Source organism: Streptomyces sp. Xyl84 (genome assembly GCF_059731885.1).
Genome location: NZ_AP029182.1, coordinates 5,633,115 through 5,645,428, shown reverse-complemented (window position 1 = coordinate 5,645,428; position 12,314 = coordinate 5,633,115). Strand labels below are relative to the sequence as shown.

Sequence of the window (12,314 nt, the reverse complement as noted above, 5' to 3'; positions counted from 1 at the left end):
CGGTGTCCGGGCACGCGCGGGTCCCTGGGCGGCGGTGTCCGGGTGCGCGCGGGTCCCTGGGCGGCCGGAACCTGGGCGGCCGGGACGAGCCGTGTTCAGCCCGCCAGGACGTCCAGCAGGCGGTCCACGTCCGCTTCCGTGTTGTACAGGTGGAAGGCGGCCCGCAGGTTGCCCGCGCGGGCGGACAGTTCGATGCCCGCGGCGCTCAGCTCGCCCTGCCGGTCGCCGAGTCCGGGCACGGACACGATCGGGGACGCGGGCGCGGGGACCGGCTCGTGGCCCAGCCGGCGCAGCCCGGCACGGAACCGGTCGGCCAGCGCGAGGTCGTGGGCCCGTACGGCGGCCACGCCCAGCTCCTCCACGAGTTCCAGGGAGCGGCGGCCGCCCGCGTAGGAGAAGAGCGCCGGGCTCTCGTCGAACCGGCGTGCCGAGTGGGCGAGTTCACCGACCGGGCCGTAGCAGCTGTCCCAGGGCCGCTCCCCCGCCACCCAGCCCGCGAACAGCGGGTGCAGACCGCCGAGGTCGCCGGGGACGACGAGGAAGGCCACGCCCCGGGGGCACAGCAGCCATTTGAAGGCGACGGCGGCGACGTAGTCGTGGGCGTCCGCGTCGAGGTCCAGCCAGCCGGCGGCCTGGGAGGCGTCGACGTAGGTGCGGGCCCCGTGCTCGCGCGCCGCCGCGCGCAGGGCGGACAGGTCCGCGATCCGGCCGTCCGCCGACTGCGCGGCGCTCACCGCGACCAGCGCCGTCCCGGGCCGTACGGCCTCGGCCAGCCCCTCCAGCGGCACAGTGCGCACCTTCAGGTCACCGCGCAGATGGAACGGGTTCACCACGGAGCTGAAGTCGCCCTCGGCGGTGAGGACTTCGGCGCCCTCGGGGAGCGAGGCGGCGATGAGCCCGCTGTAGACGGCGACCGAGGCACCGGCGGCCACCCGGCGGTCGGGGACCCCGGTCAGCCGGGCGAAACTCGCGCGGGCCGCCTCGACGTCGGCGAACATGTCGGTCGGCCGCCCGGCGGCCGCCGCCTCCACGGCGGTGCGCAGCGCCGTCACCGTCCGGGCCGGCAGCAGCCCGAGGCTCGCGGTGTTCAGGTAGGTGTTCTTCGGGGCGAACTCGGCACGGACGAGGGTCTCGAAGGTCTCCATGGGACCACTGTGCGGCCCGGCGAAGTCGAAGTCCATCGCGAATTCCTGCCCGGTTCCCCCAAGGAACGCTTATGCACGGGCGCCGGCCTGGGCGGATGCGCGCTTCCGTCCAGGCCCGGCCGCGCTCAGTCCCTCGGGACCGCGCAGCCGTCCGGCCCGCACGCCTCGGCGCCGCCGTCCGCTTCCTGGAGCAGGGTCAGCGGCGCGCGGTCGCCCCACGCCCGGGTGAGGGCCTGGGCGAACACCTCGGCGGGCTGGGCGCCGGAGACGCCGTAGGCGCGGTCGAGGACGAAGAAGGGCACCCCGGTGGCGCCGAGCTGTGCGGCCTCCTGCTCGTCGGCGCGGACCTCGTCGGCGTAGGCGGCCGGGTCGGCGAGCACCGCCCGGACGGCGGCCGCGTCGAGCCCGGCGGTGACGGCCAGCTCGACGAGCCGTTCGTCGCCCTCGGAGAACACGGACCGTTCCTCGGCGAAGTTCGCCCGGTACAGCGCGTCCAGCAGCTCGCCCTGCCTGCCGTGCTCCTTGGCCAGGTGCAGCAGGCGGTGCATGTCGAAGGTGTTGCCGTGGTCGCGGTCCCGGGTGCGGTACTCCAGTCCCTCGGCGGCGGCCTGGGCGCCGAGGTTGTCCTCACCGGCCTGCGCCTGTGCCCGGCTCATGCCGTACTTCCGGGTGAGCATGGTGAGCACGGGCGTGACGTCGCCCTTGGCCCGGTGCGGGTCCAGCTCGAAGGACCGGTGCACCACCTCGACCTGGTCGCGGTGCGGGAAGGCGGCCAGCGCCTTGTCGAAACGGGCTTTTCCGACATAGCACCAGGGACAGGCGATGTCCGTCCAGATCTCGACGCGCATGCTCTCGGCTCTTCTCCAGGTCGTACGGGGGCGGAGGGGGGTCTCCCCGCCGGTGCGTGAACGTTCAAGCAGCCGTGTTCATTCCCCGGTCACGGTGAACCGCAGGTCCAGGTGGTGGTCCCCCGGGGCGGGCGGGTTCCCGGGGTCGGGGAACCAGCCCTGGCGGGCGTAGAAGGCCCGGGCGCGGGCGTTGTCCGTGTGGACGTCGAGGACGGCCGTGCGCCTGCCCTCGGCCCGCCACCGTTCCACACAGGCCCGGTGCAGGGCCGTGCCGATGCCGGAGCGCCAGCGGCCGGGGTCGACGTGGAACTGGAACAGCTTGACGGTGTCCGGGGCCGCGCCGTCCGGGGTGCGGAAGGAGGCGACGCCGACGATCCGGTCCCCTTCGACGGCACACAGCACCCGCGCGTCGGGGCGCTCGATGGAAGCGCGCCAGGCCTCGCGCCAGTCGAAGTCCGCCTGCGGGACACCGTCCGGGTAGTACGTCGAACGGGCCCGGAGGTGGAGGTCGGCGATGACCTCGGTCTCGGCGGGCAGGGCGGGGCGGACCACCAGGGCGCCGTCCGCGCGCCCGCCGCTCACGCGTGCGCCGTCCGCGTGTTCGCCGGTCTCGCGTCCGCCGCTCCCGTGCTGCCCGTCCGCGCGTTCCCCGGCCCGGCTTTCCCCGGTCTCGTGTTCTTCGATCATGAGGGGGAGGACGGCACCGGCGGCCGGGGCGGTTCCGGCGCGGCCGGGGCCGGTGCCGGGCGGGCGGCTCCGGCCCGGCACCGGGCGGCTCTAGGCCCTGTCGTCGAATTCCCGCCTGCCTCGCGACGCCATGCACGCACTCTCGCCGCACCGGGCCCAGACCCGAGTACGTCCAGTACGAGGGTCAGGGCCCGGCACGCCGAGAGCACGCACCTGACGCCGCGAGGCCCGCCCTCCGGGCGGACGACGGGAATGTGACGACAGGACCTAGGTGTATTGACCTGCAGGGTTGTTCACACGGCTGATCGGTGGCTGGCCGCCGAGTGCGGTGTGGCAGCGGTGGTGGTTGTAGGTGTGCAGAAAGTCTGCCAGGGCCGCGGTGCGTTCGTCGTTGTTGGTGTAGGGCCGCAGGTAGGCCCATTCGTCGAGCAGGGTCCGGTTGAAGCGCTCGACCTTGCCGTTGGTCTGCGGCCGGTAGATGCGGGTGAGCTTGCCGGCCGCGCCGAGGTCGGCGAGCGCCTGCCGCCAGGCGAAGCTCTTGCGGTAGGGCCACGCGTTGTCCGTCAGGACGCGCTCGATGCGGAGGATGCCGCAGGTGGCGAAGAAGGCTGCGGCCCGGGTCAGGAAGGCCGCGCAGGTGGTGGCCTTCTCGTCCGGGTGGACCTCGCTGTAGGCCAGGCGGCTGTGGTCGTCGACTGCGGAATGGATGTAGTCGAAGCCGGTGGTGCGGCGGCGGTCGGGGCAGGCGGCACGGCCGTGGACGCGCCAGCCTCCGCCGTCGGGGATGCGGCCGAGTTTCTTGACGTCCACGTGGACCAGCTCGCCCGGCCGGTCGCGTTCGTAGCGGCGGATGACCTGGCCGGTGGGCCGGTCGAGGAAGGCCAGGCGGTTCAGGCCGTGCCGGGACAGGACCCGGTGGACGGTCGAGGGGGGCAGGCCCAGGATCGGGCCGATGCGGGCCGGGCCCAGTTTGCGCTCTTGCCGCAGGCGGCAGACCTGGTCTTCCGTCTCTGCCGGAGTCCGGTGCGGCGTGCGGTGGGGTCGGCTGGAACGGTCGTGCAGGCCGGCTTCGCCCTCTGTCCGCCAGCGACGCAGCCACTTGTGTGCCGTGGGCCGCGAGATGCCCATCTCGGCCGCGACGTGCGCTACCGGGCGGCCGGAAAGGACACGCTCGACCAGGAGCCGCCTGCCGTGAACGGTCAGCCGGGCATTACGGTGGGACACGAAGACCTCCGTGTGGTGCGGTCCTAGACAGCTCCACCACACCGGAGGTCTTCGCCATGATCAAGCCCGACAGGCGTCAACAACGCTCGTGATCAATACACCTAGCTCCCGTCCCGCAGGTCCGTGAGGCCCCGCGGCCGGAACTCGATGCGGTCCCAGGTCACCGTGCACCCCTCCCCCACCGGCGACTGCGCCATGAAACCGACCAGGGTGCCGCCCGCCGCCTCGGCGCCGTCCAGGGTGAAGACGCGGACGAAGGTCCAGTGCGCGCCGTCGCGGGAGGCGTGGAAGGCGAACGCCCGGCCGGTGCGGCTCACCCGCAGCCACACCGAGTCGCCGTCCACGGTGAAGGAGTTGGCGTCGTCGGAGTGCCCGCGGGTGACCACCGTGCAGATGGTGGGCACGTCCGGGGAGTTCTCCAGGCAGAGCTTGGCCCAGGCCCGTTCACCGGTGTGCACGTAGAGCACGCCCGCGTCGAAGGCGGCGTGGAAGCCGACCGTGACGCGGGCGACCAGCTGGAAGTCCCCCGCGGGCGCCGCGCCGAGCAGGCGGGGCGCGTCCGAGGCGGGGTCCAGGGCGTCACCGGCGGGCGGCACGAAGCGGTCCTGGCGGGGGCCCGCCCGGCCGGTGAGGGCCCCGTCCGCGACGGTCCACCGGCCGTCGGGCCCGTAGGGGCTCAGGCTGAAGGGAAGGGCGGGCAGGTCGAGAAGTTCGGCGTCCATCGGCGCAGTCTCCCAGTGCCGTGCGGCCCGCCTCCCGGCGGCCCGCTCCGAGACCGTCCCGCACCGCCCCGCCGGTCCGCCCCGAGGGCGCCGGGGCGGCCGGGAGCGGCGCCGCCCGGGCGGTCCGCCCGAGCCGTGCCGTCCCCGGCGGCCCCGCCGTCAGCGTTCCAGGCGGCCGTCGTAACGGCGCGGCAGGCCCAGCGGGTTGTCGTCGCGCAGTTCCGGCGGCAGCAGGGCCTCCGGGGCGTTCTGGTAGGCCACGGGCCGCATCCACCGCTCGATGGCGGTGCCGCCCACGGAGGTGGACGTGGAGGTCGTCGCCGGGTAGGGGCCGCCGTGGTGCTGGGCGGGGGCCACGGCGACGCCGGTCGGCCAGCCGTTGACGAGGACGCGGCCGGCGAGCGGGGTCAGTTCGGCGAGGAGTTCCGGGCCGCGCCCCTCACCGGCCGCCTCCTCGGCGGAGAGGTGGACCGTGGCGGTGAGGTTGCCGGGGAGCCGGGACAGGACGGCCGTGGCCTCGCCCTCGTCGGTGTAGCGGGCCACCACGGTGACCGGCCCGAAGCACTCCTCCAGGAGCAGGTCGTGGGCGCCCTCGCCGGTCAGCTTCCCGGCCGGGACCGTCAGGAAGCCGGCGCTCACCGTGTGCTCGCCGCCCGCGCCGGGAGCGAGGGGGGACTCCACCTCGGGGAGCGCGGCACGCTCGGCCACACCGGCGAGGAAGTTGTCGCGCATGCGGTGGTCGAGCAGGACACCCTCTCCAGTGCTGCCGACGACGTCCGTCAGGGACTTCACCAGACGGTCGCCGGCCTCCCCCGCCGGGGCGAGCACCAGGCCCGGCTTGACGCAGAACTGCCCGACGCCCAGGGTCATCGACCCGGCGAGACCGGCTCCGATGGCCTCCGCCCGCTCCGCGGCCGCCGCCTCGGTGACGAGGACGGGGTTGAGGGAGCCCAGCTCGCCGTGGAAGGGGATCGGCACCGGGCGGGCCGCCGCCGCGTCGAACAGGGCCCGGCCGCCGCGTACGGAACCGGTGAAGCCCGCGGCGGCGACCAGCGGGTGCCCGATCAGTTCGACACCGGCCCGGAAGCCGTGCACGAGGCCCAGCACACCCGCGGGGATGCCGTGCTCGGCGGCGGCGCCGCGCAGCACCTCGGCGACCTGCTCGGACAGGGCCGGGTGGTCGGGGTGGGCCTTGACGACCACCGGGCACCCGGCGCCGAGCGCGCTGGCGGTGTCACCGCCGGCGACGGAGAAGGCGAAGGGGAAGTTGGAGGCGGAGTAGACCGCGACGACCCCCAGGGGCACCTTGTAGCGGCGCAGGTCGGGGATCGGCGGGGTGGCCGTGTCGTCGGGGTGGTCGATGACGACGTCCAGGAAGGCGCCCTCCTCGACGATGTCCGCGAAGGCCCGCAGCTGGTAGCAGGTGCGGGCCAGTTCCCCGGTGAGCCGGGCCGGGCCCAGCGCGGACTCCGCGTCGGCCGTCTCCACGAGCCCGTCCCGGGCCGCCTCCAGGCGGTCGGCGGCCGTGCGCAGGAAGGCCGCCCGGACGGCGCGGTCCGCGAGCGCGCCGCGCGCGTCGTGCGCGGCGCGGACGGCGGCGTCCACGTCCTGGGCCGTGGCCTCCACCGCAACCTGTTCGCGCTGCTTCCCGGTACGGGGATCGACACTCCAGACTGGTGCTGCTGCCACCGCGGGTCCCTCCACAACGTCCTGCCGCTCTTGCTGTACTTGCCGGGTCTGCCGTGCTTGCCGTGTCTGCCACCACGTGGGCCATCGGTCGCCGCCACGTGGGTCATCCTCGGCTCACCCACCAGAGGTGTTCGATATACTGAACGCTGTCTCTGATGATGAATGCACCAGGAGACTATTTCTCGTCGAACGAAGGGGTCAAGGGCGATGTCGGCAGGCGAGACAGGCGGCGGGGCACAGGTCAAGTCCGCCGTGCGGACCGTGGAATTGCTCGAGTACTTCGCCGGCCGGCCCGGGATGCACTCCCTGGCCGCGGTCCAGGAGGCCGTCGGCTACCCCAAGTCCAGCCTGTACATGCTGCTGCGCACCCTCGTCGAACTGGGCTGGGTGGAGACCGACGCGACCGGCACGCGGTACGGCATCGGCGTGCGCGCGCTGCTCGTCGGCACCTCCTACATCGACGGCGACGAGGTGGTCGCGGCGGCCCGGCCCACGCTGGACCGGCTCTCCGACGACACCACCGAGACGATCCACCTCGCCCGGCTGGACGGCACCAACGTCGTCTACCTCGCCACCCGCCAGTCGCAGCACTACCTGCGCCCGTTCACCCGCGTCGGGCGCCGGCTGCCCGCCCACTCCACCTCGCTCGGCAAGGCGCTGCTGAGCACGTACACGGACGAGCAGGTCCGCAAGATGCTCCCCGAGACGCTGCCCGCGCTGACCGAGCACACCATCACCGACCGCGAGAAGCTCATCGAGGAACTGCACCAGATCCGCGAACAGGGCTTCGCCGTGGACCGCGAGGAGAACACGCTGGGCCTGCGCTGCTTCGGCGTGGCGATCCCGTACCGGACGCCGGCGCGGGACGCGATCAGCTGCTCCATCCCGGTGGCGCGCCTGACGCCCGCGCACGAACAGACGGTGAAGGATGCGCTTTTCGACGCCCGTGACCGTCTGACGCTCGCCACCCGGAGGCTCTGACCCATGCACGTCGCACTCCGCGAGGTCCACGACAGCGACCTGCCCGTGTTCTTCCGCCAGCTGAACGACCCTGAGTCGCTGCGGATGGCCGCCTTCACGCCGAAGGACCCGGCCGACCGCGACGCCTTCGACGCTCACTGGGCGAAAGTACGCGCCGGCGGGGACGTGCTGCGCACGATCCTGGCCGACGGGGACGTCGTCGGCAGCGCGGCGGTGTACGGCGAGCCGGGCGAGCGCGAGGTCACGTACTGGGTGGACCGCGCCTACTGGGGTCAGGGCATCGCCACGGCGGCCCTGCGGGCCCTGCTGGCCGAGGTCCCCGAACGGCCGCTGTACGCACGGGCGGCGGCGGACAACACGGGTTCGCGCCGGGTCCTCGCGAAGTGCGGTTTCCGGCAGACCGCGACGGCCCGCGGGTACGCGCCGGCCCGCGGGGAGGAGATCGACGAGGTGGTCCTGACCTTGCAGGGCTGACCGGACCCTCGCCTGACCGGGCCCCTGCCTGACCGGGTGCAGCGCCTGACCGGGCACTTCGTCCGACGGGGCAAGCTGGGTCGGGACCGGTCAGGTCGGAACACTCCAGGCCGGCTCAGCTCCAGCCGGCTCAGGCCCGGTCAGCTCAGGCCCGGTCAGCCCGGGCCGGGAGGAGGGCCGTCTCCCCCGTGCGGCGGAGACGGATCGTCGTCCAGCGGGAGGCGCCGGGGGTGCGGGGCGCGGGAGCGTGGCCGTATGACGCGGTCCCGCTCCCCGAACACCTGGACGCACCGGGGCCCGGACGCCCCCGGGCCATCGCCCCGGCCGGCGCCGCCGCGCGCTGTGCGCTGCCACGGTGACGGCTCGCCCGCCGTACCTGTGCCTAAGTCCTGTCGTCACATTCCCGTCGTCCGCCCGGAGGGCGGGCCTCGCGGCGTCAGGTGCGTGCTCTCGGCGTGCCGGGCCCTGACCCTCGTACCGGACGTACTCGGGTCTGGGCCCGGTGCGGCGAGAGTGCGTGCATGGCGTCGCGAGGCAGGCGGGAATTCGACGACAGGACCTAGAGTCGGCCCGGACCGGTTCGGGCGTGCCGGTCCGCCGGGGCGGCCGGTTCGCCCCCGGGTCCCTGACCTCGGTGGGAGAACTCGCCGACCGGCCCACGCCGTTGGTGAACCTCACCTACGCTGGCCAGGTGGTCGCCGGCCCGCTGGTGGCCGCCCTGGGGGCCGTCTCCTCACCGGGCGCCCGGCGGAGCAGCGGCGCCGCTCGCGGGAGCAGGGGTGCGGGCGGCCTGGACGAGACGCGGGCAGGTGACATGAACAAGGCCCTCCGGCCGCTGCTCGGCCGCCGGGCGCGGCGCCGCTGGGTCCACCTGATCCTGGGCGGCGCCCTCGCCATGCCGTACGTCCTGGTCGGCGCGGTCGTCGTCGGCCCCGTCACCGGCTCCTCCGAGGTGCTCACCTCCCTCCCCCTGCAACTCGCCTCGTTCGCGGTCGGGTTGCCGCTGGCGGCGGTCACCTCGCTGTTCCCGCCGACCCGGCCCATGTCGGTGGCGGCGGTGCGCGCGCTGTGCGGGGTGGACCCCGGCCGCCTGGCCGAGGGGCCTGCCCGGAGCCGGGCGGCGAAGGGCCGTACGGCGGTCTGGTTCACGCTGCACCTGGCGCTCGGCGGGGTCGTCTCCGGCATGTCCCTGGCGGTCCCGCCGTTCGGTGCGGTGCTGATCGTGCTGCCGCTCGTGCCGGGGCTGCGCGACACTCCGGTGCCCGTGCTCGGCGGCTTCGGCCGGTCATGGGCGCCGCTGCTCGCGCCGGTCACCGGTGTCGTGACGCTGGCCGCGCTCGCCGCCTGCGCCGCGGGCTGCGGCGCCCTGCTGGCCCGCTGGGCGCCCGTCCTGCTGGGGCCGGGGCCCGAGGACCGGCTGGCGGCGGCGGAGGCGCGCGCGGCCGACCTCGCCGTCCGCAACCGGCTCGCCCGCGAGCTGCACGACTCGGTGGGGCACGCGCTGAGCGCCGTCACCCTCCAGGCGAGCGCGGCCCGCCGGGTGCTCGGCACCGATCCGGAGTTCGTGCGCGAGGCGTTGGCCGCGATCGAGGAGACCACGCGGCGCACGGTCGGTGAACTCGACGCCGTGCTGGGCGTGCTGCGCGGCGGCGAGGCGGCGGGGAGGGCACCGGCGCCCACGCTCGCCGCCGACCTCGACGGCCTGCTGCGCCGCACCCGGGCGGGCGGCCTGCGGGTCACGGCCCAGGTGGCGGCGGACACCGGGGCGCTGGCGCCGGTCGTCTCCCGGGAGGCGTACCGCATCGTCCAGGAGGGCCTGGGCAACGCGCTCAGGCACGCGGGCGGGAACGTCACGGTCGCGCTCCGGGTCGGTGTCGCGGCCGGGCACCTGGAGATCACCGTCGAGAACCCCGTCACCGGGCCGGCGCGGGAGAGCGCGGCACGCCCCGGTGGCGGCCACGGCCTGCGCGGCATCGCCGACCGGGCCGCGCTGCTGGGCGGGACCGCGCACGCGGGTCCGTCCGACGGGCTGTGGCGCCTGTCCGCCCGCCTGCCGCTGCACGCACCGGAAGGAACCGCATGACCAAGCCCCCCGGCCCCGCCGACCCCGTCGGCCCCGCCCGGCCCACCGCGTCCCCCGGACCGGCCGCGTCCACCACCTGGCCTCGCTCGGCCGCGCCCACCGGATCCGCCGGCTCCGGCGCCCCGGCCGCCGCGCCGCCCCTGCGGATCGTGGTCGCCGACGACGAGCGCATGGTCCGCACCGCCCTGCGCGCCATCCTCGCCGCCGAGCCGGACCTGACGGTCGTCGGCGAGGCGGCGACCGGCGCGGAGGCGGTGTCCGTGGTGCGGCAGACGCGGCCGGACGTGGTGCTGATGGACGTCCGCATGCCCGGTGTCGACGGCATCCGGGCCACCGAACGGATCCTGGCCGAGGCAGCCGGACCCGCGGGGACAGCCGGACCGGCGGGCCCCGCACAGACCGCGGAGAGCGCACAGATCCCGGAGAGCACGGAGAGCACGGAGAGCACGGGACCCGCAGACCGGCCGGCCGGCCCGCGCCCCCGCGTCATCGTCGTCACCACCTTCGAGAACGACTCCTACGTGTACGACGCCCTGCGCGCCGGGGCCAGCGGCTTCCTGCTCAAGCGGGCCGACGCCGACACGCTGGTGCGGGCGGTGCGGCTGGTCGCGCACAGCGACACCCTGCTGTTCCCCGCGGCGGTGCGGGCGCTGGCCGTGGAGCACGCGCGGAGCGCACCCGCGCCCTGGGTGGCGCGGCTGACCGGCCGGGAGGGCGAGGTGCTGCGGCTGGTGGCGGCGGGGCTGACCAACGCGGAGATCGCCCGGCGGATGGGCGTCGGCCCGGCCACCGTGAAGTCGCACGTGGCGGCGGTCCTGGCCAAGACCGGTGCCCGGGACCGCACGCAGGCGGTCATCGCCGCGTACGAGGCGGGGTTCATGAACATGCGATGAGAAAACAGCGGAACAGGAACGATTCGCCCCGTTCCGTTCGTCGTCCTGGGCGCGATGACTGGGATGAACGGATGAACAAGACGATCAGGCGGGTGTCCGTCTTCACGCTGCTGCTCGTGTTCGCGCTGCTGCTCAGGGCGACCTGGGTGCAGTTCTACGACGCCACGGCCCTCGCGGACGACAAGGGCAACCGGCGCGGGGTGATCAAGACGTACAGCGGGCCGCTGGGGAACATCGTCGTGGGCGGCAGCGCGGTCACCGGATCCGCGCGGACCACGGGCGGTGACCTCCAGTACAGACGGACGTACGAGGACGGCAAGCTGTACGCGGCGGTCACGGGCTACAGCTCGCAGGTCTACGGCGCGACCCAGCTGGAAGGCGTCTACCAGGACCTGCTGAACGGCTCGGACAGCAGACTGAAGAACCCGCTGGACGCCCTCACCGGCGAGCGGGCCACGCCCGGGGACGTGATCACGACGATCGACCCGGACGTCCAGAAGGCCGCCTACAAGGCGCTCGGCGACAAGAAGGGCGCCGCCGTGGCGATCGACCCGGCCACCGGGAGGATCCTCGCGGTGGTCTCCACGCCGTCGTACGACCCGACCATGCTGAGCACCGGTGACGGTGCCGCCTGGAAGAAGCTGACCGGGGACCCCGACAAGCCGATGACGAACCGGGCGCTGCGCCAGCCGCTGCCGCCGGGCTCGACGTTCAAGCTGGTGGTCGCGGCGGCGGCGCTGGAGGACGGGCTGTACCGGTCGGTGGACGTGCGGACCGACAGCCCGGACCCGTACCGGCTGCCGGGCACCACCCGCGACCTGGCGAACGAGAACCCCTCCGCGCCCTGCGAGAACGCCACGATCCGCACCGCCCTGCAGTACTCCTGCAACAACGTCTTCGCGAAGATGGCCGTCGACCTCGGCCAGGACAAGGTGCGGGCGATGGCGGACAGGTTCGGGTTCGACGACACCTCGCAGGACGTGCCCGTGCGGGCCTACCCGAGCGTGTACCCGTCGGGGATGGACAAGGCGCAGACCGCGCTGAGCGGCATCGGCCAGTTCGACGTGACCGCCACCCCGCTCCAGATGGCCATGGTGTCGGCGGCCATCGCCCACGGCGGCACGCTCGTCTCCCCGCACATGGTGTCGCGCACCACGGACGGGGGCGGCGACGTGGTGCAGAACTACGACCACGACCCGGAGAGCAAGCGGGTCGTGAGTGCTGCCACCGCCGCCCAGCTCCAGTCGGCGATGCGCACGGTGGTCGAGCAGGGCACCGGCACGAACGCGCGGATCGACGGCGTCACGGTGGGCGGCAAGACCGGCACCGCGCAGCACGGCGAGAACAACAGCCAGGTGCCGTACGCCTGGTTCACCTCGTACGGCACGTCGGACACCACCGGCAAGCAGGTGGCGGTCGCGGTGGTCGTCGAGCAGTCGGACGCGGCCCGCTCGGAGGTCAGCGGCAACGGTCTGGCGGCTCCGGTGGCCCGCGCCATGATGCGGGCGGCGCTGGAGAACTGACGCTCCGGCCCCGTACGGGGCTCCGGTCCCGTACGGGGGCGCCCC

General features: G+C 74.4%; 11 protein-coding genes. 5 read left to right on the top strand and 6 right to left on the bottom strand.

Going from position 1 to position 12,314, the window contains the following annotated elements; genetic code table 11:
* Positions 1 to 95: 95 nt before the first annotated feature.
* From AC6I72_RS24475 to AC6I72_RS24450, 6 genes are all read right to left on the bottom strand, one after another.
* Positions 96 to 1,181 (bottom strand): aminotransferase class V-fold PLP-dependent enzyme, encoded by a 1,086-nt coding sequence (locus AC6I72_RS24475; protein WP_498003331.1) that lies wholly within the window; start codon positions 1,179 to 1,181, stop codon positions 96 to 98.
* An 89-nt stretch (positions 1,182 to 1,270) separates the two neighbouring features.
* Complete coding sequence (locus AC6I72_RS24470) at positions 1,271 to 1,993, bottom strand: DsbA family oxidoreductase (RefSeq protein WP_498003330.1); 723 nt, start codon at positions 1,991 to 1,993, stop codon at positions 1,271 to 1,273.
* Positions 1,994 to 2,071: 78 nt separating this feature from the next.
* Complete coding sequence (locus AC6I72_RS24465; RefSeq protein WP_498004809.1) at positions 2,072 to 2,545, bottom strand: GNAT family N-acetyltransferase; 474 nt, start codon at positions 2,543 to 2,545, stop codon at positions 2,072 to 2,074.
* Positions 2,546 to 2,947: 402 nt separating this feature from the next.
* Positions 2,948 to 3,904, bottom strand: coding sequence for an IS481 family transposase (locus tag AC6I72_RS24460; protein ID WP_498000915.1), 957 nt, complete (start codon positions 3,902 to 3,904; stop codon positions 2,948 to 2,950).
* 101 nt (positions 3,905 to 4,005) lie between these two features.
* A complete protein-coding gene (locus AC6I72_RS24455) occupies positions 4,006 to 4,626 on the bottom strand; it encodes a DUF1349 domain-containing protein (RefSeq protein ID WP_498003329.1) in 621 nt (206 codons plus the stop codon).
* Between the two features lie 159 nt (positions 4,627 to 4,785).
* Positions 4,786 to 6,315, bottom strand: a complete 1,530-nt coding sequence (locus tag AC6I72_RS24450) for an aldehyde dehydrogenase (NADP(+)) (RefSeq protein ID WP_498003328.1) — start codon at positions 6,313 to 6,315, stop codon at positions 4,786 to 4,788.
* 207 nt (positions 6,316 to 6,522) lie between these two features.
* On the opposite strand from AC6I72_RS24450, the gene AC6I72_RS24445 reads away from it, so the two are divergent.
* From AC6I72_RS24445 to AC6I72_RS24425, 5 genes are all read left to right on the top strand, one after another.
* Positions 6,523 to 7,296 carry an IclR family transcriptional regulator gene (locus tag AC6I72_RS24445; protein ID WP_037860863.1) on the top strand — a complete coding sequence of 258 codons (774 nt, stop codon included), beginning with the start codon at positions 6,523 to 6,525 and terminating at the stop codon, positions 7,294 to 7,296.
* Positions 7,297 to 7,299: 3 nt separating this feature from the next.
* Positions 7,300 to 7,770 (top strand): GNAT family N-acetyltransferase, encoded by a 471-nt coding sequence (locus AC6I72_RS24440; RefSeq protein WP_498003327.1) that lies wholly within the window; start codon positions 7,300 to 7,302, stop codon positions 7,768 to 7,770.
* 814 nt (positions 7,771 to 8,584) lie between these two features.
* Positions 8,585 to 9,853 carry a sensor histidine kinase gene (locus tag AC6I72_RS24435; RefSeq protein WP_498004808.1) on the top strand — a complete coding sequence of 423 codons (1,269 nt, stop codon included), beginning with the start codon at positions 8,585 to 8,587 and terminating at the stop codon, positions 9,851 to 9,853.
* The gene (locus AC6I72_RS24430; RefSeq protein ID WP_498003326.1) at positions 9,850 to 10,746 is read left to right on the top strand and encodes a response regulator transcription factor; all 897 of its coding nucleotides are present in this window, start codon (positions 9,850 to 9,852) and stop codon (positions 10,744 to 10,746) included. The genes AC6I72_RS24435 and AC6I72_RS24430 overlap by 4 nt, the downstream gene beginning before the upstream one ends.
* A 71-nt stretch (positions 10,747 to 10,817) precedes the next feature.
* Positions 10,818 to 12,269 carry a peptidoglycan D,D-transpeptidase FtsI family protein gene (locus AC6I72_RS24425; protein WP_498003325.1) on the top strand — a complete coding sequence of 484 codons (1,452 nt, stop codon included), beginning with the start codon at positions 10,818 to 10,820 and terminating at the stop codon, positions 12,267 to 12,269.
* The last annotated feature ends 45 nt before the right edge of the window (positions 12,270 to 12,314 follow it).

Excerpts from the sequence above, each read along its gene's own strand:
- AC6I72_RS24475 (WP_498003331.1), bottom strand. The coding sequence starts at position 1,181 with ATGGACTTCGACTTCGCCGGGCCGCACAGTGGTCCCATGGAGACCTTC.
- AC6I72_RS24470 (WP_498003330.1), bottom strand. The coding sequence starts at position 1,993 with ATGCGCGTCGAGATCTGGACGGACATCGCCTGTCCCTGGTGCTATGTC.
- AC6I72_RS24455 (WP_498003329.1), bottom strand. The coding sequence starts at position 4,626 with ATGGACGCCGAACTTCTCGACCTGCCCGCCCTTCCCTTCAGCCTGAGC.
- AC6I72_RS24445 (WP_037860863.1), top strand. The coding sequence starts at position 6,523 with ATGTCGGCAGGCGAGACAGGCGGCGGGGCACAGGTCAAGTCCGCCGTG.
- AC6I72_RS24440 (WP_498003327.1), top strand. The coding sequence starts at position 7,300 with ATGCACGTCGCACTCCGCGAGGTCCACGACAGCGACCTGCCCGTGTTC.
- AC6I72_RS24435 (WP_498004808.1), top strand. The coding sequence starts at position 8,585 with ATGAACAAGGCCCTCCGGCCGCTGCTCGGCCGCCGGGCGCGGCGCCGC.
- AC6I72_RS24430 (WP_498003326.1), top strand. The coding sequence starts at position 9,850 with ATGACCAAGCCCCCCGGCCCCGCCGACCCCGTCGGCCCCGCCCGGCCC.
- AC6I72_RS24425 (WP_498003325.1), top strand. The coding sequence starts at position 10,818 with ATGAACAAGACGATCAGGCGGGTGTCCGTCTTCACGCTGCTGCTCGTG.